The following is a 25417-nucleotide window of genomic DNA, read 5'->3' on the forward strand; positions in this document are numbered from 1 at the left end:
CAACCTCTTTCTCCGACTCATCCTCCAAGGAGCTCCCGCATGTCCTCCCGCTTCCATCGCCTGGCCCGCCTGGGCCTGATCGCCGCCACGCTCGCCGCCGGCAGCGCCATGGCCCAGACCGCCATCTGCTACAACTGCCCGACCGAATGGGCCGACTGGGGCACCCAGCTGAAGGCCATCAAGGCCAAGACGGGCGTCACCGTGCCGCCCGACAACAAGAACTCGGGCCAGTCGCTGGCCCAGTTGGCCGCCGAGAAGGCCAGCCCCGTCGCCGACGTCACCTACCTTGGCGTGACCTTCGCGGTGCAGGCCGCCAAGGACGGCCTGGTCGAGCCCTACAAGCCGGCAGCGTGGAAAGACATTCCCGAGGGCATGAAGGACCCGGCCGGCAACTGGTTCACCATCCACTCGGGCACGCTCGGCTTCATGGTCAACGTCGACGCGCTCAAGGGCAAGCCGATTCCGAAGTCGTGGGCCGACCTGCTCAAGCCCGAATACAAGGGCCTGATCGGCTATCTCGACCCGGCCTCGGCCTTCGTGGGCTATGTCGGCGCGGTCGCGGTGAACGAAGCGCGCGGCGGCACGCTCGACAACTTCAAGCCGGCCATCGACTACTTCAAGGCGCTGCAGAAGAATGAGCCGATCGTGCCGAAGCAGACGTCGTATGCGCGCGTGCTCTCGGGCGAAATCGCGATCCTGCTGGACTACGACTTCAACGCCTACCGCGCCAAGTACAAGGACAAGGCCAACGTCGCGTTCGTGATCCCGAGCGAAGGCACGCTGGCCGTGCCCTACGTGATGAGCCTGGTCGCCAAGGCCCCGCACGCGGCCGACGCCAGGAAGGTGCTCGACTTCACGCTGTCCGACGAAGGCCAGGCCATCTGGGCCAAGGCTTACCTGCGGCCGGTGCGCGCGAGCGCGATGCCCAAGGAAATCGAAGCCCAGTTCCTGCCCGCCAGCGACTACGCCCGTGCGAAGAGCGTGGACTACGGACGCATGGCTGCCGCGCAACGCGCTTTCTCCGATGAGTACTTGAAGGAAGTTCGCTAACTCTTTGTGCTTCGTTGCGGGGCGCGCTTTTCGGGGCGCGCTCCCGACGACGGGGTGCCTTGCTCCGCGAATGTCCCCCGGGGCTGCGCCCCTCCTCCTTTATTTCGCTGCGCAAGGCACCCCGCCGTCGTGATCGTTCAGAGCACTGGTTGATCAGCCGCAAACCAGCGGCGCGTCCAGTGCACAGGACGTCGGGTGCTCCCCGCAGCGAAATAAAGGAGGAGCCCGCAGGGCGGGGGACATTCGCGGAGGGGAGTACCCGATGGCCTGTGCACACGCCCTGAAGAAGAGCCTCAAGCAACAAGACAAGGCGAAAAAGCCGACATGAAGTCCAACAACTCCTGGAACCCAAGCTGGCGCCTGCTGGCCTGCGCAGCGCCCGCTGCCGCCTTCTTCGCGGCCTTCTGGCTGCTGCCGGTCGTGCGCCTGCTGACGCTGCCCGCCGACAAAGGCTGGGCAACCTATTTCGCCGTGCTCACGGATTCGCGCTACCTCGCGAGCATGGCCAACACGGTGGTGCTCTCCATCACGGTCACCCTCGCCACCCTGGTGCTGGGCGCGGCAGTGGGCATCTACCTCGCGCGGCATGCCTTCGTCGGCAAGCGCATGCTGCTGTCGCTGCTCACGCTGCCGCTGTCGTTCCCGGGCGTGATCATCGGCTTCTTCGTGATCCTGCTGGGCGGGCGCCAAGGCGTGGTCGCGGACCTCAGCGACAGCCTGATCGGCCAGCGCATCACCTTCGCCTACGGCCTGCTCGGGCTGTTCCTGGCGTACCTTTATTTTTCGCTGCCGCGCGCCATCGCCACCTACGCAGCCGCAGCCGAGTCGATGAACACCCAGCTCGAGGAAGCCGCGCGTTCGCTCGGCGCCTCGCGGCTGCGCGTGGCACGCGACGTGTGGATGCCCGAGCTCGCGCCCACCACGCTGGCCTGCGGCGCGATCCTGTTCGCCACGTCGATGGGCGCCTTCGGCACGGCCTTCACGCTGGCCAGCAAGTTCGAGGTCATTCCCATCACCATCTACAACGAGTTCACCAACTACGCCAACTTCGCGCTCGCCGCGTCGCTGTCGATCTCGCTGGGCATCGTGACCTGGCTGGTGCTGTTCGTGGCGCGCCGCTTCGGCGCCAATCCCGTCGCACGCTGAGGCACATCCACCATGCGAAAGAACACTCAGGCCAAGGCGCCCTTCCTGCTCGCCGTCACGCTCATCGTGAGCCTCTTCATGATCGCGCCGATGCTGCTGTCGGTGATGGCGGGCCTGGTCAACAACTACAGCACCGGCCTCAAGAGCGGCTTCACGCTGCGCTGGCTCGGCGAGGTGTGGGAGAACTACGGCGGCACCGTCGGCTGGTCGCTCGCGCTGGCCGTGGCCTGCGTGATCGGCACCGTGCTGATCGGCGTGCCCTGCGCCTATGCGCTGGCGCGCAGCCGCTCGCGCGCCGCACGCATCTTCGAGGAACTGCTGACGCTGCCGGTCGCGGTGCCTGGCCTGGCCACGGCGCTTGCGCTGATCCTCGCCTACGGGCAGCTCACGGCCTTTCGCCAGAGCTTCGCCTTCATCCTCGTGGGCCACATCGTCTTCACGCTGCCGTTCATGGTGCGCACCGTCAGCTCGGCCTTCGAGCGCGACGACCTGCTCGCGCTGGAGGAAGCCGCGCGCTCGCTGGGCGCGAACTTCCGCCAGCGCTTCATGGGCATCCTGGTGCCGGCCGTGTTCCCCGCCATCGTGGCCGGCAGCCTGATGGTGTTCACGCTCTCGGTCGGCGAATTCAACCTCACGTGGATGCTGCACACGCCGCTCACGCGCACGCTGCCCGTGGGGCTGGCCGACAGCTATGCCTCGATGCGCATCGAGATCGGATCGGCCTACACGCTGGTTTTCTTTGCCGTCATCCTTCCGGTGCTGTGGGCCCTGCAGTACCTTGCCAACCTCATGCAGAAACGCCATGGAACTTGAACGCATCACCATCGACATCGCCAACTGCGCAAAGACCTATGCCGACGGCACGCGCGGCCTGCAGCCGACCAACCTGCGGGTGGAAGCCGGCGAAGTGCTGGCGCTGCTGGGCCCTTCTGGCTGCGGCAAGACCACGCTGCTGCGGCTGATTGCCGGGCTGGAGGCGCCCGACGCGGGCAGCCGCATCGTCTTCGGTGACCAGGACGTGACCCAGCGCCCGGTCGAGCACCGCGGCGTGGGCATGGTGTTCCAGAGCTACGCGCTCTTTCCGCAGATGACGGTGGCGGCCAACATCGGCTACGGCCTGCGAATTCGCGGCGTCTCGCCCGAAGAAGAGAAGCGCAGCGTGGGCGAGCTGGTCGACCTGGTGCGCCTGGGCGGCCTGGAGAACAAGCGCCCCGCCGAGCTTTCTGGAGGCCAGCGCCAGCGCGTGGCCCTGGCGCGCGCCGTGGCCGTGCGCCCGCGCGTGCTGCTGCTCGACGAGCCGCTGGCCGCGCTCGACGCCAAGCTCAAGGAATCGCTGCGCGACGAGCTGGCCGAGCTGCTGCGCCGCCTGCACATCACGGCCATCCACGTCACGCACGACCAGCAGGAGGCCCTGGCCATCGCCGACCGCCTCGCGGTGATGCGCGCCGGCCGCATCGTGCAGGTGGGCCGCGGCGAAGACCTCTACCGCGCCCCCGCGCACCCCTTCGTGGCCGAGTTCCTGGGCCGGGTCAACCGGCTGGAGCGCACGGCCGAGGCCATTGCGCAGGGCGTCGTGCGGCTCGGCGGAACCACCCTGCCCTGCCCGGGCGCCTGGCGCGACCATGCAACCCTGCTGGTGCGCCCCGAAGACATCGAAGTCGGCGCGCCCCAGCTGGACTGGGCCGCCGGCATCGTCGAGCGCCGCACCTTCCTCGGCGACCGCGTCCAGCTGCACCTGCTCGCGCAGGACCAGCCCCTGCTGGTGGCCGACGTGGGTCGCGACAAGCCCTTCAAGCCAGGCGACACCGTGGGCTTTCGCATCCACCCCGACCGCCTGATGACGTCGCAGGAGACCACCACCGCATGACGACAAGCAACACACCCCAAGACACCACCTTCCTGGTCCAGCTGACCGACCTGCACATCCGCGAGCCGGGCCGGCTGGCCTACGGCCGCATCAACACCGCGCCCTACCTGGAGCGCGCCGTGCAGTCGGTGCTGGCGCTGCGCCAGCCGCCCGACGCGGTGGTCGTCACCGGCGACCTGACCGACTTCGGCCGCGCGGCCGAGTACGAACACCTCGCGCGCCTGCTGGCCCCGCTGGCCATGCCGGTCTACCTGATGCCCGGCAACCACGACGACCGCGACCAGCTGCGCCGCAGCTTCCCCGGCCACGCCTACCTGGGCACGGGCGCCAGCACCGACGGCTTCATCCAGTACTCGGTGCGCGTCGGCCCGCTGCGCCTGCTCACGCTCGACACCTGCGTGCCCGGCGCGAGCCACGGCTCGCTGTGCGAGAAGCGCCTGGCCTGGCTCGAAGCGCAGCTGGAAGCCTGCCGCGGCGAACCCGTGGTGATCGCCATGCACCATCCGCCGTTCGAGACGCTGATCGGCCACATGGACGAAATCGGCCTGCTCCAGGGCTCGGAGGCGCTGGAGGCGCTGGTCTCGCGCTACCCCAACGTCGAGCGCATCATCTGCGGCCACCTGCACCGCGCCATCGACGTGCGCTTCGGCGGCACCATCGCCTCGACCTCGCCGGCGCAGGCGCACCAGGTCTGCCTCGATCTGGCGCCGGACGCGCCCTCGGCCTGGACGCTGGAACCGCCCGGCTTCCGCGTCCATGCGTGGCTGCCGCGCAACCGCCGGCTGGTGACGCATCTGGCGGCTTGCGGTAGCTTCGAAGGCCCCTATCCCTTCCACGATAACGGAGCGCTTATCGACTGATTCGCTATCTTGTGGAAAATGGGGTCAAAACGAACCAAAACGAAAAGGATAGAACCCGACACCCATGAAGCATCTTCTGAACCTGCTGGCGGCAGTCGCATTGCTGGTGTGGGGTACGCACCTCGTTCGTACCGGCGTGCTGCGCGTATTCGGCGCCAACCTGCGCAAGATCCTCGTGCAGAGCATGCGCAACCGCTTCACCGCAGCCCTTTCGGGCATCGGCGTGACCGCCCTGGTGCAATCGAGCACGGCCACCTCCCTCATGACCTCGTCCTTCGTCGGGCAGGGCCTGGTCACGCTGCCGGCTGCGCTGGCGGTGATGCGCGGCGCCGACGTGGGCACCGCGCTGATTTCCGTGCTGTTCTCGGCCGACCTGTCCTGGCTGTCGCCGATGTTCATCTTCGTGGGCGTGGTGCTGTTCATCACGCGCTCGGCCTCGGTGGCGGGGCGCGTGGGCCGGGTGCTCATCGGCCTGGGGCTCATGCTGCTGGCGCTGCAGCTGGTGGTGGAAGCGACCGAGCCGCTGTTCTCGTCGCCCGCCGTGCGCACGCTGCTGGCCTCGCTCAACAGCGACGTGCTGCTGGAGATCACCATCGGCTCGGTGCTGGCCATCGTGGCCTATTCGAGCCTGGCGGTGGTGCTGCTGGTGGCGGCCATGGCCACCTCGAACGTGGTGCCGCTGGACGTGGCGCTGGGCCTGGTGCTCGGCGCCAACCTCGGCAGCGGCCTGCTGGCGGTGCTGACCACGGCCAAGTCGGCGGTGTCGGTGCGGCAGGTGACCGTCGGCAACCTGCTGTTCAAGGCGCTGGGCGTGGCCATCGTGGCGCCCTTCATCGGCCTGTGGATCCGCCACGTGCAGCCCGAGCTGCCGAACCAGGCGCACGGCGTGGTGCTGTTCCACCTGGGCTTCAACGTCATCATCAGCGTGGGGTTCATCGGGCTCACCCAATGGGTGGCCAAGCTGGTGACGCGGCTGCTGCCGGCGCCGCAGCAGCCAGCCGGAACCATGCGGCTGCATCACCTCGACCCGTCGGCGCTCTCGACCCCTTCGCTGGCTATTTCGAACGCGGCGCGCGAGGCGCTGCACCAGGCCGACATTGTGGAGACCATGCTCATCGGAACGCTCGACGTGATCCGCCACAACGACCTGCGGCTGGCGCAGGAGCTGCGGCAGCTCGACGATGCGGTGGACGAGCTGTACTCGGCCATCAAGTACTACATGACGCGCATCTCGCGCGAGGCGCTGGGCGAGGAAGAAAGCCGGCGCTGGACCGACATCATCAGCTTCACGATCAACATGGAGCAGATCGGCGACATCATCGAGCGGGTAATCATCGACATCGAGGACAAGAAGATCAAGCCGCAGCGCAACTTCTCCGAAGCCGGCATGGCCGAGATCGTGGAGCTGCACGGCCGGCTGATCGCCAACCTGCGGCTGAGCATGAGCGTGTTCCTGAACGGCAACGTGCGCGACGCCCAGAAGCTGCTCGAAGAAAAGGCGCGCTTCCGCGACCTGGAACGGGCCTACGCCACCACCCACCTGGACCGCCTGTCCGACCGGACCACGCTGAGCATCGAGACCAGTTCGCTGCACATCGACCTGATCAGCGACCTGAAGCGCATCAACTCGCACATCTGCTCGATCGCCTATCCGATCCTGGAGTCGGCCGGGGCGCTGGCGCCGAGCCGGCTGAAGGATCCCCAGCTGGGCCAGCTGGAGAGCTGACCTGACAGCGCCCCGGCCGGAAGGAAGCTACTTCTGCGCGGCAGGCTTCAGCGCCGGCGCGGCTTTCTGCCCCCGCCGCGCATAGCGCTGCGCCAGCACCGCGCACACCATCAGCTGCATCTGGTGGAACAGCATCAGCGGCAGCACGATGGCGCCCACGGCATGCGAAGCGAACAGCACCTTCGCCATGGGAATCCCGCTCGCGAGGCTCTTCTTGGAGCCGCAGAAGACGATGGTGATCTCGTCCGCCGTATCGAAACCCAGCTTGCGCGCGGTGAAGGTCGTGAGCGTGAGCGCCAGTGCCAGCAGCACGGCGCACACCAGCAGCAGGCCCAGCAGCGCGCTCACGGGAATCTGCTTCCAGAGCCCCTCGATCACCGCCGCGCTGAACGCGGTGTAGACCACCAGCAGGATCGATCCCTGGTCCACGAACTTGAGCACCGCCGCGCGCTTCTGCACCCACTTGCCGATGACCGGGCGCAGCAAATGGCCGGCCAGGAAGGGCACCATCAGCTGCAGCAGGATGCGGCCGATCGAGTCGAAGGACGAGGTCGCGCCGCCGTTGTGCGGCAGCACCACCAGGTTCACCAGCACGGGCGTGATGAACACGCCCAGCAGCGTGGATGCCGAGGCGCTGCAGATGGCGGCCGGCATGTTGCCCCGGGCCATCGCGGTGAAGGCGATGGCCGACTGCACCGTCGCCGGCAGCACGCACAGGAACAGCACGCCGGTGTAGAGCTCGGGCGTCACCAGCGGCGACAGCACGGGCTTGAGCGCGAGCCCCAGCAACGGGAACAGGACGAAGGTGCTCGCGAACACCAGCAGGTGCAGCCGCCAGTGGGTGATGCCCGCCATGATCGCCTCGCGCGACAGCTTGGCGCCGTGCAGGAAGAACAGCAGCCCGATGGCGACCGTGGTCAGGCCTTCGAAGAAATGCGCCGTGCGCCCGCTGGCGGGCAGCAGGCTGGCGATGGTCACGACCGTGACGAGGGCGAGCGTGAAGTTGTCGGGGAGGAAGCGTGAACGGGCCATGGAACGCATTGGACGCCGGCGGCATTCAAAAGAGAAATGGATTTATCTGATGGATATATGATTCGAGCGCATGAATGTCACGCTTCGCCAGCTTCGCGTGTTCCGCTCTGTGGCCGAGGGACGCAATTTCAGCCGCGCCGGCGACCAGGTCGGCCTGAGCCAGCCGGCGGTCAGCCGCTCGATCCTGGAATTGGAGTCGCAGCTCGGGCTCAAGCTGCTCGACCGCACCACCCGCGAGGTGGTTCTGACCGAAGCCGGCCAGTCGCTCGCGGCCCGGCTCGACCGCGTGCTCGACGACCTCGACCAGACCCTGCAGGACGTGGCCGGCCTGGCCAGCGCGCGCGGCGGCAAGGTACGGGTGGCGAGCAGCCCCACGCTGTCGGCCAACCTGATGCCCGGTTGCATCGCCACCTGCGCGGTGCAGGCGCCGGGCATCCAGTTTCTTCTGCTCGACCGCATCCAGCAGGACGTGCTCGACAGCGTGCGCAGCGGCGAGGTCGATTTCGGCGTGGTCATCGAGCCCTCGGAGGCCGAGGACCTGCATTGCGAAGCGATCCTCGACGACCCATTCGTGCTCGTGGTGCCGCCCGCGCACCGGCTCGCGCAGAAGGCATCGGTGCGCTGGACCGCGCTGGACGGCGAATCCCTGGTGCTGCTCGACCATGCCTCGGGCAGCCGACGGCTGATCGACCAGGCGCTGGAGCGGCATGGCGCGCACTGCGAAGTGAAGCAGCAGCTCGGCCACCCGACCACCGTGTTCCGCATGGTCGAGGCGGGCATCGGCATCAGCGTGATGCCGGAGCTTTCATTGCCGCCGGAGGGTTTGCCGCAGCTCGTGGTGCGGCCGCTGGTGCCGCGCGTTCAGCGGGCGATCATGCTGATCCGGCGCCGCAACCGGGCGCTTTCGCCGCTCGCGGAGCGGGTGTGGGGCATCGTGCGCGAGACCGCCGCGCTCAGTGCGTCAGCGGAGCCCGGTTCGACGACGCAGAAGGATGGCTGAGCCGCGCCTGCCGCTGCCGCACGCAGAAATCGATCAGGTCTTCCACCTCGGTGGCCTTGTCGAACACCGCGTCGGCGCCCAGCAGGGCGCACTTACGGCGCATCTCGGGCGTCGCATAGTTGCTCAGCACCACCATCTTCTGCATCGGATGACGGTCGCGGCAGGCTTCGAGCACGCGGAAACCGGTGCCGTCCTTCAGGAACAGGTCGATGATGGCCAGGTCCCACTGGGTCGGGTTGCGCGTGAGCCAGCGCAGGCCCTCGGCTTCGGATTCGGCCTGGCCGATGGGGTCTACCCGCGCTACCTCGCGCAAGGTGCCCACCAGGTTCTCGCGAATGGTGGGGTTGTCTTCGACGATGTATGTGCGAACGGTGTTCATGCGGCTTTGCCTCTGAGCTTTGGCCCAAGGCTACAAAGTGCGCCAGTCACAAGTCGAAGGCATGACACCACTGCCCGGGTAGGACAAGACTGTCCTTTCCGACTTATCAGAGCGTGAGGATCGTGCAGCCCGTGGTCTTGCGCGCCTCGAGGTCGCGGTGCGCCTGCTGCACGTCGTCCAGCGCATAGCGCTGGTCGATCGGGATCTTCACCGCGCCGCTTCGCACCACCGCGAACAGGTCGTCGGCCATGGCCTGGGTGCTCTCGCGCGTGGACATGTGGGTGAAGAGCGTGGGCCGCGTGACGTACAGCGAGCCCTTGGAGGCCAGCGTGCCCAGGTTCACCGGCGGCACCGGACCCGAACCGTTGCCGAATACCGCCAGCAGGCCGAAGGGCCGCAGGCAGTCGATCGAGCCTTCGAAGGTGTCCTTGCCGACCGAGTCGTACACCACCTTCACGCCCTTGCCGCCAGTGATTTCCTTCACCCGCGCCGCGAAGTTCTCGGTGCTGTAGTTGATGGCGTGCGCCGCGCCGTGTTCGAGCGCCAGCTTGCACTTGGCGTCGCTGCCGGCAGTGCCGATGAGCTGCAGGCCGAGCACCTTGGCCCACTGGCAGGCGATGAGGCCCACGCCGCCCGCGGCAGCATGGAACAGGATGAAGTCGCCGGCCTGCAGGCCTTCGGCGGGCAGCGTCTTCTTCAGCAGGTACTGCGTGGTGAGGCCCTTGAGCATCATGGCCGCGCCGGTCTCGAAGGAAATGTCGTCGGGCAGCTTGCACACGCACTTGGCCGGCATCACGCGCAGTTCGCAGTACGAGCCGGGCGGCGGGCTGGCATAGGCGGCGCGGTCGCCGGCCTTCAGGTGCGTCACGCCCTCGCCCACCGCCTCGACGATGCCGGAGGCTTCCATGCCCAGCTGCAGCGGCATGGCAAACGGATAGAGCCCGCTGCGCTGGTAGGTGTCGATGAAGTTCAGGCCCACCGCCTTGTGGCGGATGCGGATCTCGCCGGGGCCGGGTTCGCCGACCTCGACCTCGACGATCTTCAGTTCTTCGGGACCGCCGGGGCGATCGATACGGACGGCTTTGCTCTTCATGATGGCAGTCTCCACGCGCAGGAAAAAAGAAGAGGGGCATCCTGCCATGTTTGCCTTTCCCGCGACAGCACGGGGCATTGCCGACCGGTAGAGTCGGCGCCCATGCAGACACAGCCGCAGCGCCTCACACCCCTCGTCGTTTTCATGCTGGTCGTTCCGCCGCTTCTGTGGGCAGGCAACGCCGTCGTCGGGCGCCTCGTGCGCGAGCTGGTGTCGCCGCTCACGCTGAACTTCGTGCGCTGGATCATCGCGTTCGTCATCGTGCTGCCGCTGGCCGCGCCGGTGCTGCGCCGCGACAGCGCCCTGTGGCCGCACTGGCGGCGCTATGCGCTGCTGGGCCTGCTCGGCATTGGCCTCTACAACGCGTTCCAGTACCTCGCGCTGCAGACCTCCACGCCGATCAACGTCACGCTGGTGGGCTCGAGCGCGCCGCTGTGGATGCTGGCGACCGGCGCCCTCTTCTTCGGTGCACGCATCAGCGCGCGCGAGGTCGGCGGCGCACTGCTGTCGATGGCGGGCGTGCTGCTGGTGCTCAGCCGCGGCGAATGGCGGCAGTTGATGGCGCTGCGGCTGGTGCCGGGCGATCTCTACATGATCCTCGGCTCCATCGCGTGGGCCTTCTACAGCTGGATGCTGGCGCGCACGCACGAACCCAGGGGCGTGCGGCAGGACTGGTCCGCCTTCCTGATGGCGCAGCTGGTGTTCGGCATCGCGTGGTCGGGCGCGCTGGCGGCCGGCGAATGGACGCTGACCGACGCGCACATCGACATCGGCTGGCCGCTGGTGGCCGCCATGCTGTTCATCGGCATCGGCCCGGCGGTGCTCGCCTACCGCTGCTGGGGCACCGCGGTGCAGCGCGCGGGCCCGCAGGCAGCAAGCATCTTCATGAACCTCACGCCGCTGTTCGCGGCGGTGCTCTCCGCCGCGTTCCTGCGCGAACTGCCGCACTGGTACCACGGCGCGGCATTCCTGCTGATCGTGGGCGGGATCGTGGTGGCGTCACGGCGCTGAAGGCGCCGCCGCCGGTCAGTACGTGCCGGGGTAGGCGCCGCCGTCCGCCAGCACGTTCTGGCCGGTCATGTAGCCGGCCTGCATGCTGCACAGGAACGCGCAGATGGCGCCGAACTCGGCCGGGGTGCCGAAGCGCTTGGCAGGAATGTTCTTCTTGCGGGCTTCCCACACGGTGTCGAAATCCTGGCCCGTCTTCTGCGCCGTGCCGGCCATGGTGCCCTTCAGCCGGTCGGTGTCGAACGAGCCGGGCAGCAGGTTGTTGATGGTCACGCCCTGCGCCGCGATGGGCGTGCGCGCCACGCCGGCCACGAAGCCGGTGAGGCCGCTGCGCGCGCCGTTCGACAGGCCCAGGATGTCGATCGGCGACTTCACCGAGCTCGACGTGATGTTCACGATGCGCCCGAAGCCGCGCTTGGCCATGCCGTCCACCGTGGCCTTGATGAGTTCGATGGGCGTGAGCATGTTGGCGTCGACCGCCTTGATCCACGCTTCGCGGTCCCAGTTTCGGAAGTCGCCGGGCGGCGGGCCGCCGGCGTTGGTGACGACGATGTCGAAGTCGTGGCCCAGCGCGAACACCGCCGCGCGTCCGGCTTCGGTGGTGATGTCGGCGGCCACGTGCTTCACGAACGGGCCCGATGCGCCCGCAGCCTCGGCCAGCTTCTTCGCCGCGGCTTCGAGCGCCTCGGCGCCGCGCGCGACGATCACCACGTTCACGCCCTCGCGCACCAGCGCCTCGGCGCAGCCGTAGCCCAGCCCCTTGCTCGCGCCGCACACCAGTGCGGTCTTGCCTGCAATACCCAGATCCATGTCGTGTTTCTCCAATGATTGCGGCAAAGGGCTTCAGCGCCCCTTGCGCGTGAAAACGAAAATGCCCGCGATGACGAGCACGGTGCCGGCCGCGATCCACGGCGTGAACGGCTCGCCGAGTATCAACACCCCCATGAGGATGGTCGACAGCGGCCCGATCATGCCGGTTTGCGCGGCCACCGCGGGGCCGATGCGCTCGATGGCCATCATCACCATGAGGACGGGCACCGCCGTGCACAGCGTGGCGTTGAGCACCGATAGCCAGATGACCTCGGGCGCGAGCCCGAAGGCCGCGCTCATGGGCCGCGTCAGCACGAACTGCAGGATGCACAGCACGCAGGCCACGGTGGTCGCCAGCCCCACGAGCCGCAGCGAGCCCAGCCGCTTGACGAACTCGCCGCTGTAGACGAGGTAGCCCGCATAGCTCACGGCGCTCAGGAACACCAGGAACGCGCCCCAGGCCGCGGCACCGCCGCCCTTGCCGCCGCCACCCGTCCACAGCTCGTGGCCGAACACCAGCAGCACGCCGGCGTAGCTCACGACCATGCCGAGCACCTGCGGCCGCGTCGGGCGGCGCCGGTACAGCAGCCAGCCGAAGAACAGCACCAGCGTCGGGTTGAGATAAAGAATGAGCCGCTCGAAGCTGGCCGAGATATAGGCCAGCCCCGCGAAGTCGAGAAAGCTCGCGAGGTAGTAGCCCGAGAAGCCGAGCCCCACCACACCGAGCCAGTCGCGCGCGGTGAGCGACGGCTTGCCGCGCCCGGCCCACCATGCCATGACCGCGAACAGCGGCAGCGCGAACAGCATGCGCAGCATGATGAGCGTCACCGCGTCCACGCCGTAGCGGTACGCGAGCTTGACGATGATGGCCTTGCCGCTGAACGCGATGGCGCCCAGCGTGGCCAGGACCAGGCCGGTGGCGATGCCCTTCCTGGCGGCATCGTGGGAGGGTCGAGGGGGGATGCCGGCCGTCGCGGCTGTCTTGTTCATCCCCCGATCATCGCGGCAAGCTCAAACCCTCGCTCGTGCTCAGTAACCCGCGGCCACGCCGTCGCGGCGCGGATCGCTGGCGGCCACGTAGCCTTCGACCGAAGGCTCGCCCGCGCGCCAGATGAACTGGCCCGCGCCGAAGTCTTGGTAGGAGTCGTTGATCACTTCCAGGTGGTGGCCCAGGTCGCGCAGGCCCTGCACCGTGGCCGGGTTCATCGCCGCCTCGACGTTGATCTCCAGCCCCGCGTTGAAGCGCCAGCGCGGCGCGTCGCAGGCCGCCTGCGGGTTCTGCTTGTAGTCGAGCATGCGCACCAGCGTCTGCATGTGGCCCTGCGGCTGCATGTTGCCGCCCATCACGCCGAAGCTCATGACCGGCTGGCCGTCCTTGGTGAGGAAGGCCGGGATGATCGTGTGGAATGGGCGCTTGCCCGGCGCCACCACGTTGGGGCTCTCGGCCTTCAGGCTGAAGCCGTGGCCGCGGTTCTGCAGGCTGATGCCGAACTCGGGCTCCACGCAGCCCGAGCCGAAGCCCATGTAGTTGCTCTGGATGAAGCTCACCATCATGCCGCTCTCGTCGGCCGCCGTGAGGTAGATGGTGCCGCCCTTCACCGGGTTGCCGGCCTTGAAGTCCTGCGCCTTCTTCACGTCGATGAGGCGCGCGCGCGAGGCGAGGTAGGCGTCGTCGAGCATCTGCTCGGTCGTCACTTCCATGGTCTTGCGCTCCGACACGTAGCGGTACACGTCGGCGAAGGCCAGCTTCATGGCCTCGATCTGCAGATGCTGCGACTGCACCGAATCGACCGGCAGCGAGGCGATGTCGAACTTCTCCAGGATCCCCAGCGCGATCAGCGCCGCGATGCCCTGGCCGTTCGGCGGGATCTCGTGCAGCGTGTGGCCGCGGTAGTCGCGCGAGATGGGCTTGACCCACTCGGGCTGATAGGCCGCGAGGTCGGCCACGGTGAGCGCGCCACCCTGCTCGGCCGAGAACTTGGCGAGCGCCTCGGCGATCTCTCCGCTGTAGTAGGCCTCGCCCTTGGTGCGGGCGATGGCCTTGAGCGCGCGCGCGGCGGCGGTGAAGCGGAACAGCTCGCCCACTTCGGGCGCGCGGCCCCAGGGGAGGAAGGTCTGCGCAAAGCCCGGCTGCGACTGCAGCACCGGCGTGGCCGCGGCCCACTTGCCCTGCACCACCGGCGGCACCAGGTAGCCGCGTTCGGCGATGTCGATGGCCGGCGCCAGCAGGTCGGCGAAAGGTAGCTTGCCGAAGCGCTCGCTCATCGCAACCCAGCCGCGCACCGCGCCCGGCACCGTGACCGAGTCGATGCCGCGCATGGGCGGATTGGCCGCGTCGGCACCGTACTTGGCCTTGAAGTATTCGGGCGTCCAGGCCTTGGGCGCCGGGCCCGAGGCATTGAGGCCGTGCAGTTCCTTGCCGTCCCACAGGATGCAGAACGCATCGCTGCCCAGGCCGTTGCTCACCGGCTCGACCAGCGTCATCACCGCCGCGGTGGCAATGGCCGCATCGACCGCGTTGCCGCCCTGCTGCAGGATGCGCAGCCCGGCCTGCGAGGCCAGCGGGTGCGAGGTCGACACCACGTTGCGCGCGAAGATCGGGATGCGGGTGGAGAGGTAGGGGTTGTTGAAGTCGAAGTTCATTTCGATGTGCTCTGCGTTACTCGTTGGTGATCTTGCGGTCGACCACGATCTTTTTCCACTTCGCGGCGTCCACCGCCACCATCTTCGCGAACTGGTCGGGCGAGCCCGGCGTGGCGGGTTCGATGCCCAGGCGCGCGAGCTTTTCCTTCACTTCGGGGTCGGCCAGCGAGTCGTTCGCAGCCTTGTTGATCTTCGCGACGATGTCCGCCGGCAGGTTCTTCGGGCCATAGAAGCCGAACCAGGTGTTCGATTCGTAGCCGGGCAGCGTGTCGGCAATGGGCGGCAGCTCCGGCGCCAGCGGGCTGCGCTTGAGCGAGGTGACGCCCAGCGCGCGCAGGCGGCCGTCGCGCACATGCGGCATGCCGGTGGGCAGCGAGTCGAACAGCACGTCGACCTTGCCGCTGATCAGGTCGGGAATGGCCAGCGCCGTGCCCTTGTAGGGAATGTGCGTGACGAACACGCCGGCCTGCGCCTTGAACAGCTCCGCCGTGAGCTGCACGATGGTGCCGTTGCCGCTCGATGCGTAGTTGAGCTTGCCGGGGTTCTTCTTGGCGTAGTCGATCCACTCGCGCACCGTCTTCGCCGGCGAATTGACCGGCACCAGCATGATGCTGGCCGCGTCGCCCACGTGCGCGATGGGCGTGAAGTCGCGCACCGTGTCGTAGGGCAGCTTGCTGACGGCCGGGCCGATGGAGTGCGTGCTGGTGGTGGCCAGCAGGATGGTGTAGCCGTCGGGCGCGGCCTTCGCGGCCTGGTCGGAACCGATGGCGCCGCCGGCGCCGGGCTTGTTGTCGACCACCAGCGTGGTGCCGAGCTTCTCGCTCATCTTCTGTCCCAGCGTGCGGGCGAACAGGTCGGTGGCACCGGCAGCCGGGAACGGAACGATCAGGCGTATCGGCTTGTTCGGGTAGCCCTGGGCCAGGACGGCGGAAGACGCGGCCATGCCGAGCGCGACGGCAAGCACCTGGAGGAAGCGGAGGCGTTTCATGTGCGGGGAATTCTGTGCCTGTGTAAAAAAAGAATGCTATGCAGCGGCAGCGCATCAAGCCAGATAATTCCGCTTATTCAACTATCAATGCTGTTTATGACCAAGGGTGCCGCCGAAGACATCTCGCTGCAGCAACTGCGCGCGCTGACGGCGGTGGCCGAAACAGGCAGCTTCACGCTCGCGGCCGAGGCGCTGCAGCTCACCCAGCCTGCCATCAGCCACCTGATCAAGCGGCTGGAGGAGGAGCTGGCACAGCCGCTGGTGGTGCGCGGGCGCCGCATCCGCATGACCAACGCAGGCCAGATGATGGTCGACACCGCCGTGCGCGCGTTGCGGCTGATCGACGAGTCGGTGGACGCCTGCCGCTCGCAGTCGCAACTGCGCGAGGGCCGCATCGTGCTGGCGGTGGGGCACCTCACGGCCGGTGCCCTGCTGCCGCCGCTGCTCGGCCGCTTCTCGCAGAAGCACCCGACGCTCGCGACCACGCTGCTCGACAGCACGGCCGAGCAGATGATCTCGCGCATCCTCTCGCAGGAGGCCGACCTGGGTTTCGGCTCGGACATCGGCCAGAAGCACTCCGAGCTCGCGACCGAGCCGCTGTTCTCCGAGCGCATGGCGCTGTTCGTGCGCGACGACCATCCGCTGGCGCAGCACGCAGTGGTAGAGGCCCGGCACCTGGAGGGCCTGCCCTTCATCCACGTCAACCCCGACGCCAACGTGTGGCGCGCCGTGAGCCGCCAGCTCGCGAGCGCGGCCAATGTGTACCCGCACGTGGTGCACCATGTGTCGATGCTGTCGACCGCGTTCGGCCTGATCCAGGCAGGCGCGGGCGTGGCGCTGGCGCCGCGCTATGTGGAAGTGCTGATGCCGCCCAACCTGCGCGCAGTGGCCGTCACGCGGCCCACGCTCGAATACCCGGTGGTCGCCATACGGCTGGCCAAGCATCCGTTGAGCCCGGCGGCGATGGCTTTCCTGGCGATGGCGCGGCAGCATATGAAGCCGCCGCGTTCTATCAGGCCCTAGCTCTCTGTCGTTCAGGGCGCGATCACGCCGACGGGGTACCTTGCTCCGCGAATGTCCCCCGGCCTTCGGCCTCCTCCTTTATTTCGCTGCGCAAGGCACCCCATCGGCCTGATCGTTGAGCGCCGCTGTGGAAGCTGCATTTGTTGGCGATTGGCGAGACTTCGTGCCGCGCAATGCGGCTCTTTCGCCTGGTTCTTCTCTAGAGTGAATGCCCCTGTCACTCCACACCCCGCCTGGGGGCGCAACTCCACACAAGCCAATTGAATGTTCGAAGGCTGCTTGCCTCGCGGCAGGTCATCGGTGCGAAAGCAGCGATGCAGATGCGAGGTATCAAAGGCGACGGCCGGGGTGTTATCAGCACCCCGACCGTCTAACCAAGTTCGTGCACACCCCTAGAAGGAACCGCACAAAAATGGCTACCAAGACTATAGCCCGGCCTCGCACGCCGGTAGCTTCCGAAGACACCGCCCAACACCCAGCGGATCTTCTCGAAAACACCCTCTCCCAGCTCGAAGCCCTCCTGTGGGTCTGCCACGGAGAAGACATCGACTGGTGCAGCGGTGACGCACCCCGACAACTCGACAACCTGCTCTGGCTGGCCGCCGACCTCTCCCGCAAGGCAGGCCAACTTTTCCAGCTGACCGAAACGGCGAGGCGCGCAGCGCCAAAGCCAGGCCCGGCCTGAACGCCCAAGCAGCGCCCAGGTGCGCAGGGCGCCGGGTGCTCCCCGCAGCGAAATAAAGGAGGAGCCCGAAGGGCGGGGGACATTCGCGGAGGGGAGCACCCGGCGCCCTGCGCACCCGCCCTGAACAGCAGCCCCCACCATCGACAAGCAGCAAAAACAAAAACGGCGCCCGAAGGCGCCGTCTTGAAGCGTGCAAAACTAGAAGATCAGTCTTCGACGAAAGCTTCTTCGCGCTTCGACTTCACAGCCGGCAGCAGCACGATGATCAGCAGCAATGCAGCTGCAGCCAGCAGGCTCGCCGAGATCGGGCGCGTGACGAACACGCTCCAGTCGCCGCGCGACAGCAGCAGCGAACGGCGCAGGTTCTCTTCCATCATCGGGCCCAGGATGAAGCCCAGCAGCAGCGGCGCGGGTTCGCATCCGAGCTTGAAGAAGGTGTAGCCCACCAGACCGAAGATGCCGACCATCCACACGTCGAAGGTGTTGTTGTTGGTCGAGTACACGCCAATCGCGCAGAACAGCACGATCGCCGGGAACAGGTACTTGTACGGCACCGACAGCAGCTTGATCCACATGCCGATCAGCGGCAGGTTCAGGATGATCAGCATCGCGTTGCCGATCCACATCGAGGCGATCAGGCCCCAGAACAGCTCGGGGTTGCTGGTCATCACCTGCGGGCCCGGCTGGATGTTGTGGATCGTCATGGCACCCACCATCAGCGCCATCACCGCGTTGGGCGGAATGCCCAGCGTCAGCAGCGGGATGAAGGAGGTCTGCGCGCCGGCGTTGTTGGCCGACTCGGGAGCCGCCACGCCGCGGATGTTGCCCTTGCCGAAGGGCACTTCGCCCGGCTTCAGCTTGGTCTTCTTCTCGATCGTGTACGCCGCGAAAGCCGCCAGCAGCGCGCCGCCGCCGGGCAGGATGCCCAGTGCCGAACCCAGCGCAGTGCCGCGCAGCACGGCGGGAATCATGCGCTTGAAGTCTTCCTTGGTCGGGAACAGGCCCGAGACCTTGGCGGTGAACACTTCGCGCTCGTCGTCGGGACGCGAGAGGTTGGCGATGATTTCACCGTAGCCGAACACGCCCATGGCGATGGCCACGAAGCCGATGCCGTCGGTGAGCTCCGGAATGTCGAAGCTGTAGCGCGCCACGCCGGAGTTCACGTCGGTACCGACCAGGCCGAGCAGCAGGCCCAGCACGATCATCGCGATGGCCTTGAGCAGCGAGCCCGAAGCCAGCACCACGGCACCGATCAGGCCCAGGATCATCAGCGAGAAATACTCGGCCGGGCCGAACTTGAAGGCCAGCTCGGTCAGCGGCGGCGCGAAGGCGGCCAGGATCAGCGTGCCCACGCAGCCCGCGAAGAACGAGCCCAGGCCCGCGGCAGCGAGTGCCGGACCCGCGCGGCCCTTGCGTGCCATCTGGTAGCCGTCGATCACGGTCACCACCGACGAGGATTCGCCCGGCAGGTTCACAAGAATCGCGGTGGTGGAGCCGCCGTATTGCGCGCCGTAGTAGATGCCGGCCAGCATGATCAGCGCCGACACAGGAGGCAGCGCGTAGGTGGCGGGCAGCAGCATCGCGATGGTCGCGACCGGGCCGATGCCGGGGAGCACGCCGATCAGCGTACCCAGAATACAGCCGACCAGGCAGTACAGCAGGTTGGTGAAGGTAAAGGCAACGCCAAAACCCATCGAGAGGTGTTCAACCAATTCCATGATGTGAGCAGCTTTCTTCTCAGCCGGTGATGAAGGTCGGCCAGACCTGGATCTGGAGCTTCAGCGCCCAGATGAATGCAACGTAGCTGCCCACGGCCAGGACGGTCGCGAGGATCAGCACTTTCTTGAGGTCGAACTCGTTGCCTGCGAGGCTCGAGATGATCACCAGCGCGTAGATCGCGATGATCATGCCCATGGCCGGCACGCCGATGCTCGGCAGGCCGCCGAGCAGAATGCCGAACGCGAGGTTGGCGCCCAGGATGAACACCACTTGCTTCCAGGCCCACTTGCCGATCTTTTCGCCGTCGTTGGTTTCGACGGTGAGGCCGCTGAACATGATCCCCAGGCCGATGAGAGCCATCAGGATGCCGAGCATCAACGGGAAGTACCCCGGACCCATGCGGGCGCCGCTGCCCACGCTGTAGGTGGTGGCGCCCCATGCGAACGCCACGCCCACGACCGTGAACATCAGACCCGAGAAAAAGTCTTTCTGACTTTTGATTTTCACAACCGAACTCCTCGAATATTTTCGATGGAGGCGATTGTGGAGTCAGCTCCCGGTCAGCCCGATGTGGGTTCCACTAACCGGAGGCCTAGGGATAACCCGAAAGGCCACACGGGCCTTTGCTTGGCTTTGCGTCGCTATTCGAGCGGCGGCGTGGCGCTCAGCACTTCCTCGATGGTGGTCACGCCCTCGGCCACGCGCAGCGCGCCGGCCAGGCGCAGCGGGCGCATGCCGTCGATCACGGCCTGGCGACGCAGGCCCGCCAGGTTGGGCTCTTTCGTCACCTGCGTCTTGAACGGCTCGCTGATGCTCAGCAGTTCGTAGAGACCCATGCGGCCCATGTAGCCGGTCATGCGGCAGTCGACGCAGCCCACCGGCTTGTACGCGCGCACCGAGCCCGTGATCTGCCACGGCTTGACGATGGTCTCCAGGCTCTCGCGCGTGACGGTGTCGTCGGGCTGCTTGCAGTGCGGGCACAGCGTGCGCACCAGGCGTTGCGCGAGCACGCCCAGCATCACCGCGTTGATGAGGTAGGAAGGCACGCCCAGCTCCATGAGCCGCGTGATGGCGCTCGGCGCGTCGTTGGTGTGCAGCGTGCTGAACACCAGGTGGCCGGTGAGCGCGGCCTGCACCGCCATCTCGGCGGTGGCGAGATCGCGGATTTCGCCGACCATGATGATGTCCGGGTCCTGCCGCATCAGCGCGCGCAGGCCCTCGGTGAAGCCGAAGTCGAGCTGCGGCTGCACCTGCGTCTGGTTGAACGACGGCTCGATCATTTCGATCGGGTCTTCCACCGTGCTCACGTTGACCTCTTCGGTGGCCACGCGCTTGAGCGTGGAGTACAGCGTGGTGGTCTTGCCCGAGCCCGTGGGCCCGGTCACCAGGATGATGCCGTTGGGCCGCGTGACCAGTTGTTCCCAGCGCTGCGCGTCGTGCTGCGAGAAGCCCAGCGCATCGAGATCTTTCACCGCGGTGTCGGGGTCGAAGATGCGCATGACCATCTTCTCGCCGAAGGCGGTGGGCAAGGTCGACAGGCGCATTTCGACTTCTTCGCCGCGCATGTTGCGGGTCTTGATGCGGCCGTCGAGCGGGCGGCGTTTCTCGACGACGTCCATGCGGCCGAGCAGCTTGATGCGCGCGACCATCGCGTTCATCACCCCCATCGGCATCTGGTAGGCCGGATGCAGGATGCCGTCGATGCGAAAGCGGATCACGCCCTGCTCGCGGCGCGGCTCCAGGTGGATGTCGCTCGCGCGCTGGTCGAAGGCGTATTGCCAGAGCCAGTCGACCACCTGCACCACGCTCTGGTCGTTGGCGTCGAGCTGCTTGTTGCTCTTGCCCAGCTCCACGAGCTGCTCGAAGCTCGCGCCGCCGGTGTTGCCGCCGGCCTTCTGCGCGGCGCGCACCGACTTCGCGAGCGAGAAGAATTCGGCCGTGTAGCGCTGGATGTCGGCCGGGTTGGCGACCACGCGGCGCACCGTGCGGCGCGACTGGCGCTCGACCTCGGCGATCCAGTCGGTGAGGAAGGGCTCGGCCGTGGCCACGACCACCTCGTTGGGCAGCACCTGCACCGGCAGCACCTTGTGGCGCTCCGCATACGCCGCGCTCATGGTGTCGGCCACCTTGCCCACGTCGACCTTGAGCGGATCGATGCGCAAGTAAGTAAGGCCGGCACGGCCCGCGAGCCATTGCGTGAGCATCTCGAGGTCGAGCGGCTTGCTGTCGCTCTCGCGGGTCATCGCCACGTTGGCCAGGCGCACCAGCGGTGCCTGGCGGCTCTCGGCCTGGGCGCAACGCGCGATGGTGCGCTTGGCTTCGACCGGGGAGATCACGCCGTCGGAGGCGAGCCATTCGATCAGGCGCCGCAGATCGAGCGGGCCTTCGTGGCGCGAGGCCGGCGAGGCGGAAACGGAAGCAGCGGGTACAGCGCTCATGAGCCGGTGGTTCGGGTGAGTGTCGGGTTCTGGGGTTTGAACACCCGCAGCCACTTGGGTGCGGGCAAGCCCCATCGAGTCTGGATCGTTTGGGCGCGCTCGGCAAGCGCCTCGCGCTTGGGGCGGCTCGGCGTGCGCTGCGCGAGCACCACCGTGTTGCCTTCGCGCGTCGGCTTGAAGGCCCAGACCGCGTCCGCGCCGAAGGCACTCGCAATCTTCTCGAGGCTGCGCTCGTAGCTCGACGAGCGGCCGAAAAGGTTGACGGTCATGCAACCGTCATCGGTGAGCAGCGCGCGGCAGTCGGCGTAGAAGTCTTCGCTGTCGAGCACGGGCGCCGCGGCCTCGTGGTCGTAGAGGTCGACCTGCAGCGCGTCGACCGTGCCGTGCCATTCGGGCTTGCGGATCTCGGCCGCCGCGTCGGCGATCACCACGCGCAGCTTCGGGTCGTCGGCCGGCAGCTTGAACCAGCCGCGGCAGGCAGACACCACCTGCGGATTGAGCTCGATCGCGGTGGTGCGCATGCGCAGGATCTTGCGGCTGAACTTGGTGAGCGTGGCGGCGCCCAGGCCGAGCTGCATCGCGTGGCGGCTGGCCACGGTCTTGCCGTCGGCGAACAGCAGCCACGCCATCATGCGCTGCACGTACTCGAGTTCGATCTCGAAGGGCGCGTCGATCTTCATCGAGCCCTGGACCCATTCGGTGCCGAGGTGCAGATAACGGATGTCACCCCAGTCGGAAAAATTGACTTCGGGAAGAGAGACGGGGGTTTTGCTCGATGCCATCAGACGACTAGATTGTGGGCAGCCAGAACCTCGCGCCAGGCGCCGAGCTTGCGCTCGAAACTCCATGACGCATTGGCGGGGCTGGTGGAAGGCAGCTGGTAGACCGGCACGCCCAGCGTCCGGGTGTGGCGCGCGTGCTTGAAGCTCTCGCCGCCGTTGTGGCCGATGGCCGCGAGCTTCGGCAGATGCAGGCCGGCGATGTCGTTCACCACGGGCGCGCGGATGGCGGAGTCGAGACTGCCTTCGCGCTCGCAGGACGCATACACGTCCCACACGCCCAGGCCGCGATCGAGCAGCCACCGGCAGCGCGGCCCGTAGCTGTCGGCGCCCGAGGGAAGGGGAATGTCGGGCCACACGGCTTGCAGGATCTTCCAGAACTGGTTTTGAGGGTGTGCATAGTACTGCTGCCGCTCGAGCGACTTGACCCCGGGGAAGCTGCCGAGGATGAGTACGACGGTCTTTGGCGAGACGATGGGCTGCAGGCCGGTGAGCACGGCGCTGGCGGCGGCATCGGGTGCGACGGGAAGCTTCATGGACGGTATCGTGCCACCGCCTTCCGCCAGCGAACAAAAATGAAAAAACCCGCCGGAGCGGGTTTTTTTGGCGAATGCCGGAACAGGTCCGGGCTTGCTTACTTCTTGGCGGCTTCGTTCTCGGCCGTGCCGGGGATCTTCTCGCCGATGGCCTTGCCGGTGGAGCGCATGCCGTCGGCAGTCTTGTGGCCGGCGTTCTCGACGACTTCGCCCGTCTTGGCGGCGGCGTTCTTGGTGGCGTTGGTGGCCTTCTTGGTGGTGCGCTTGGTGGCGTTCCATGCCTTCTTGGTGCCATTTTCGGTGGCGTTCACGGCCTTCTTGGTCGTGCGCTTGGTGGCGTCGTAGGCCTTTTCCGCTCCACGCTCGGTGGCGTTCACAGCGTCCTTGCCGGCTTCCTTCACCTTCTCGGTGGTGCTCGGCTGGGCGGTGGCCGGCGTGGCGGTGGCGGGTGCCGTGGTCTGAGCCACAGCCGACACGCCGATGGAGGCGAGCGCCAGCGCGAGGACAACGGGCATCGTGCGAATGAAAGACGTGGTCATGAAAAGGCTCCTTGTTGGATGAAGTTTTTAGCAGTGACTGACTTGCCACTGGTCTAGCAACGAGCTAGCGAACCCAAAGGATGACAGCAAATTTGCAACCTCTGCATACACGGATGCAGGTCGGGACATTGGCCTACGCGATGTGGGGCGCGCGTTCCGACATGGCCATGAGAATCTGTAGCCGCGGAAGCACTTCGAGCGCATTGCGCGTGGTGGCCGCGGCCAGTTCCTCGATGCCGATGCCCCTCAACCCGGCCACCACTTCCGCGATGCGCGGCAGCTCGCCGGGCTCGTTGCGGCCCTGCGGCTGGCCGGCGTCGCGCTGGGCCTGCGTGCGGTAGAGCCAGTGAGGCTGTATGTCGGGCGCATCGGTCTCCATCACGATCGACTCCATCGGCAGGCTTGCCGCCAGCCGACGCAGCTGGAGGGCGCGCTCGAAGGTCACCGCCCCGCCGAAGCCCAGCTTCAGTCCGAGGGCGATGCACGCCTCGGCCTGCTGCTCGCTGCCGTTGAACGCATGCGCGATGCCCAGCCACGGCTTGCCGCCCGCCGTCTGCCGCAGATGCTTGAGCACCTTGTCGACCGAACGCCGCACATGGATGAGGATGGGTAACCCGTGCTTGCGTGCCAGTTGCAACTGAGTGTGAAAAAACCGCTCCTGCCTGTGGCCGTCCAGGCCCTCGACGAAATAGTCCAGCCCGATCTCGCCGACCGCCACCAGCCGGGGATCGTCGCGCCGCGCGGTCAGTTCGGCGTCCAGCGCCTCCAGGTCGGCGTCCGCGGCCTGGCCGGTGCACAGCGGATGGATGCCCAGCGCGTAGGCGTCGCCCTGCAGGTGGGCCAGCTCCCGCACGGCCTGGAAATTGAAGGCGGCCACCGCGGGGATGACGCACATGGCCACGCCGCGCTCGGCCGCGCGGGCGCGGATGGCGGGCATCTCGGCACCGAATTCGTGCGCGTCCAGGTGGCAGTGGGTATCGATGAAGGTAGCCATCGCGCGATGATGCCCGAAGGGATGCGCAGGCTCGGAAAGCGTGCTACTGTGAACTCCTTCACGCGATATTTTTGCCGGAGGTGCTCCGATGCGCAGGCCTGCTTTCTACAGCCGATCGCCCCGCACGCTGCCACCGGCCGCAGACGATGCGGCCGATCGGGCGGATGCATCGGCATCGTCCGAAGCGGACGGCGCCGCACCGCCGCCTGCCGCCTCCAAGCCCCCCAGGACGGGCTGGCAGCCAGGGCGCCGCAGCTTCGCCCTGCTCATCGTGCTGTGCGCGGCCCTCGTCACCGGCACCGCACTGTGGGCGCCCCGGCCCGGCGGCAAGGCGCTCACCCAGAAAGACATCGACGCGGCCGTGCTGCGCACGCTGCAGACCAACACCCTGCCCTCGCCCGCCGCCAAGGCGGCCGACATCATCCGGCCGTCGGTGGTGCGGGTGGTGAGCTACGGCGAGGAGAAGAACACGCCGGAAGCCAAGGTCCAGAAGCGCGGGCGCAACATGGCCAAGGGCAAGCCGCCGGAAGCACCCAACGACGGCGGCCCGTCGGGCGAAGTCGAGCGCGGCGTGGGCACCGGCGTGGTGATCGTCGACAAGGGCGTCATCCTCACCAACCTGCACGTGGTCGCGGGCGCCGACAAGATCAAGGTCACCTTCTTCGACGGCCTGGAAGCCGTGGCCACCATCACCGGCGTGCAGCCCGAGAACGACCTCGCGGTGCTGCAGGCGCAGAAGGTGCCCGACGACCTGATTCCCGCCACCATGCGCTCCACCGCCGACCTGCGCTCCGGCGACCAGGTGGCCGCGGTGGGCTTTCCGTTCGGCATCGGGCCTTCGGTGTCGGCCGGCGTGGTGTCGGGGCTCAAGCGCTCTTTCCGCTCGCCCGAGGGCAAGCAGGAGCTGGGCAACCTGATCCAGTTCGACGCGGCCGCCAACCCCGGCAATTCGGGCGGCCCGCTCATCAACATGGACGGCGAGGTGCTCGGCATCGTCACCGCCATCCTGAACCCGACGCAGCAGCGCACCTTCATCGGCATCGGCTTCGCGGTGCCCATCGAGACCGCCGCCTCGGCCGCCGGTTCGCCGCCGTTCTGATCG

25 protein-coding genes are annotated in these 25417 nt (G+C 67.3%); 11 read left to right on the forward strand and 14 right to left on the reverse strand.

Going from position 1 to position 25417, the window contains the following annotated elements; translation table 11 throughout:
- Window positions 1-39: 39 nt before the first annotated feature.
- The 6 genes from C4F17_RS12645 to C4F17_RS12670 all read left to right on the forward strand — a co-directional run bounded on the left by C4F17_RS12645 (window position 40) and on the right by C4F17_RS12670 (window position 6649).
- Window positions 40-1050 (forward strand): ABC transporter substrate-binding protein, encoded by a 1011-nt coding sequence (locus C4F17_RS12645; protein ID WP_106935472.1) that lies wholly within the window; start codon window positions 40-42, stop codon window positions 1048-1050.
- A 324-nt stretch (window positions 1051-1374) separates the two neighbouring features.
- Entirely contained in the window at window positions 1375-2196 is an 822-nt protein-coding gene (locus C4F17_RS12650; RefSeq protein WP_106935473.1) for an ABC transporter permease, read from the forward strand.
- Window positions 2197-2208: 12 nt separating this feature from the next.
- Window positions 2209-3009 carry an ABC transporter permease gene (locus C4F17_RS12655; RefSeq protein WP_106935474.1) on the forward strand — a complete coding sequence of 267 codons (801 nt, stop codon included), beginning with the start codon at window positions 2209-2211 and terminating at the stop codon, window positions 3007-3009.
- Window positions 2999-4063 carry an ABC transporter ATP-binding protein gene (locus C4F17_RS12660; RefSeq protein ID WP_081265724.1) on the forward strand — a complete coding sequence of 355 codons (1065 nt, stop codon included), beginning with the start codon at window positions 2999-3001 and terminating at the stop codon, window positions 4061-4063. The genes C4F17_RS12655 and C4F17_RS12660 overlap by 11 nt, the downstream gene beginning before the upstream one ends.
- Window positions 4060-4923: a phosphodiesterase gene (locus tag C4F17_RS12665; RefSeq protein WP_106935475.1), complete on the forward strand. Its 864-nt coding sequence runs from the start codon at window positions 4060-4062 to the stop codon at window positions 4921-4923. Before C4F17_RS12660 ends, C4F17_RS12665 begins: the two co-directional genes overlap by 4 nt.
- Before the next feature lie 64 nt (window positions 4924-4987).
- Window positions 4988-6649, forward strand: coding sequence for a Na/Pi cotransporter family protein (locus C4F17_RS12670; protein ID WP_081265722.1), 1662 nt, complete (start codon window positions 4988-4990; stop codon window positions 6647-6649).
- 27 nt (window positions 6650-6676) lie between these two features.
- Here the strand turns inward: C4F17_RS12670 and C4F17_RS12675 are convergent, their stop codons facing one another.
- Window positions 6677-7681, reverse strand: a complete 1005-nt coding sequence (locus tag C4F17_RS12675; RefSeq protein ID WP_106935476.1) for a bile acid:sodium symporter family protein — start codon at window positions 7679-7681, stop codon at window positions 6677-6679.
- A 70-nt stretch (window positions 7682-7751) separates the two neighbouring features.
- On the opposite strand from C4F17_RS12675, the gene C4F17_RS12680 reads away from it, so the two are divergent.
- A complete protein-coding gene (locus tag C4F17_RS12680) occupies window positions 7752-8681 on the forward strand; it encodes a LysR family transcriptional regulator (RefSeq protein ID WP_106935477.1) in 930 nt (309 codons plus the stop codon).
- Here the strand turns inward: C4F17_RS12680 and C4F17_RS12685 are convergent.
- Both C4F17_RS12685 and C4F17_RS12690 read right to left on the reverse strand, forming a co-directional pair.
- The gene (locus C4F17_RS12685; RefSeq protein WP_081265720.1) at window positions 8635-9060 is read right to left on the reverse strand and encodes a response regulator; all 426 of its coding nucleotides are present in this window, start codon (window positions 9058-9060) and stop codon (window positions 8635-8637) included. The genes C4F17_RS12680 and C4F17_RS12685 overlap by 47 nt on opposite strands.
- A gap of 106 nt (window positions 9061-9166) precedes the next feature.
- Window positions 9167-10153 (reverse strand): quinone oxidoreductase family protein, encoded by a 987-nt coding sequence (locus C4F17_RS12690; protein WP_106935478.1) that lies wholly within the window; start codon window positions 10151-10153, stop codon window positions 9167-9169.
- 102 nt (window positions 10154-10255) lie between these two features.
- Here C4F17_RS12690 and C4F17_RS12695 point away from each other — a divergent pair, with 102 nt between their 5' ends.
- Window positions 10256-11164, forward strand: coding sequence for a DMT family transporter (locus tag C4F17_RS12695; RefSeq protein ID WP_106935479.1), 909 nt, complete (start codon window positions 10256-10258; stop codon window positions 11162-11164).
- Between the two features lie 15 nt (window positions 11165-11179).
- Here the strand turns inward: C4F17_RS12695 and C4F17_RS12700 are convergent, their stop codons facing one another.
- The 4 genes from C4F17_RS12700 to C4F17_RS12715 are packed head-to-tail and all read right to left on the reverse strand — an operon-like array spanning window position 11180 to window position 15602.
- The gene (locus C4F17_RS12700) at window positions 11180-11971 is read right to left on the reverse strand and encodes an SDR family oxidoreductase (RefSeq protein ID WP_081265718.1); all 792 of its coding nucleotides are present in this window, start codon (window positions 11969-11971) and stop codon (window positions 11180-11182) included.
- A gap of 33 nt (window positions 11972-12004) precedes the next feature.
- On the reverse strand, window positions 12005-12961 hold the full coding sequence (locus C4F17_RS12705; protein WP_106935480.1) for a DMT family transporter: 957 nt from the start codon (window positions 12959-12961) through the stop codon (window positions 12005-12007).
- Window positions 12962-13000: 39 nt separating this feature from the next.
- Window positions 13001-14614: a gamma-glutamyltransferase family protein gene (locus C4F17_RS12710; RefSeq protein ID WP_106935481.1), complete on the reverse strand. Its 1614-nt coding sequence runs from the start codon at window positions 14612-14614 to the stop codon at window positions 13001-13003.
- Between the two features lie 16 nt (window positions 14615-14630).
- Window positions 14631-15602 carry a Bug family tripartite tricarboxylate transporter substrate binding protein gene (locus C4F17_RS12715; RefSeq protein WP_106935482.1) on the reverse strand — a complete coding sequence of 324 codons (972 nt, stop codon included), beginning with the start codon at window positions 15600-15602 and terminating at the stop codon, window positions 14631-14633.
- A 96-nt stretch (window positions 15603-15698) separates the two neighbouring features.
- Here C4F17_RS12715 and C4F17_RS12720 point away from each other — a divergent pair, with 96 nt between their 5' ends.
- Both C4F17_RS12720 and C4F17_RS12725 read left to right on the forward strand, forming a co-directional pair.
- Entirely contained in the window at window positions 15699-16625 is a 927-nt protein-coding gene (locus tag C4F17_RS12720; protein ID WP_081265714.1) for a LysR family transcriptional regulator, read from the forward strand.
- A 412-nt stretch (window positions 16626-17037) separates the two neighbouring features.
- Window positions 17038-17310, forward strand: a complete 273-nt coding sequence (locus C4F17_RS12725; RefSeq protein ID WP_106935483.1) for a hypothetical protein — start codon at window positions 17038-17040, stop codon at window positions 17308-17310.
- A gap of 206 nt (window positions 17311-17516) precedes the next feature.
- Here C4F17_RS12725 and C4F17_RS12730 read toward each other — a convergent pair whose 3' ends face one another.
- The 7 genes from C4F17_RS12730 to C4F17_RS12760 all read right to left on the reverse strand — a co-directional run bounded on the left by C4F17_RS12730 (window position 17517) and on the right by C4F17_RS12760 (window position 24315).
- A complete protein-coding gene (locus tag C4F17_RS12730) occupies window positions 17517-19028 on the reverse strand; it encodes a tripartite tricarboxylate transporter permease (RefSeq protein ID WP_081265712.1) in 1512 nt (503 codons plus the stop codon).
- 19 nt (window positions 19029-19047) lie between these two features.
- Window positions 19048-19536, reverse strand: a complete 489-nt coding sequence (locus C4F17_RS12735; protein ID WP_081265711.1) for a tripartite tricarboxylate transporter TctB family protein — start codon at window positions 19534-19536, stop codon at window positions 19048-19050.
- Between the two features lie 134 nt (window positions 19537-19670).
- On the reverse strand, window positions 19671-21467 hold the full coding sequence (locus C4F17_RS12740; RefSeq protein WP_081265710.1) for a GspE/PulE family protein: 1797 nt from the start codon (window positions 21465-21467) through the stop codon (window positions 19671-19673).
- Entirely contained in the window at window positions 21464-22249 is a 786-nt protein-coding gene (locus C4F17_RS12745; RefSeq protein WP_081265709.1) for a spermidine synthase, read from the reverse strand. The genes C4F17_RS12740 and C4F17_RS12745 overlap by 4 nt, the downstream gene beginning before the upstream one ends.
- On the reverse strand, window positions 22249-22782 hold the full coding sequence (locus C4F17_RS12750) for a DNA-deoxyinosine glycosylase (protein WP_081265708.1): 534 nt from the start codon (window positions 22780-22782) through the stop codon (window positions 22249-22251). Before C4F17_RS12750 ends, C4F17_RS12745 begins: the two co-directional genes overlap by 1 nt.
- A 98-nt stretch (window positions 22783-22880) precedes the next feature.
- Complete coding sequence (locus C4F17_RS12755; RefSeq protein WP_081265707.1) at window positions 22881-23321, reverse strand: hypothetical protein; 441 nt, start codon at window positions 23319-23321, stop codon at window positions 22881-22883.
- 133 nt (window positions 23322-23454) lie between these two features.
- Window positions 23455-24315, reverse strand: coding sequence for a TatD family hydrolase (locus C4F17_RS12760; RefSeq protein ID WP_106935484.1), 861 nt, complete (start codon window positions 24313-24315; stop codon window positions 23455-23457).
- An 88-nt stretch (window positions 24316-24403) separates the two neighbouring features.
- Here C4F17_RS12760 and C4F17_RS12765 point away from each other — a divergent pair, with 88 nt between their 5' ends.
- Window positions 24404-25414: a S1C family serine protease gene (locus C4F17_RS12765; protein ID WP_106935485.1), complete on the forward strand. Its 1011-nt coding sequence runs from the start codon at window positions 24404-24406 to the stop codon at window positions 25412-25414.
- Window positions 25415-25417: the final 3 nt, after the last annotated feature.

Origin of the sequence: Variovorax sp. PMC12 (genome assembly GCF_003019815.1) — a bacterium.
GTDB lineage: Bacteria > Pseudomonadota > Gammaproteobacteria > Burkholderiales > Burkholderiaceae_C > Variovorax.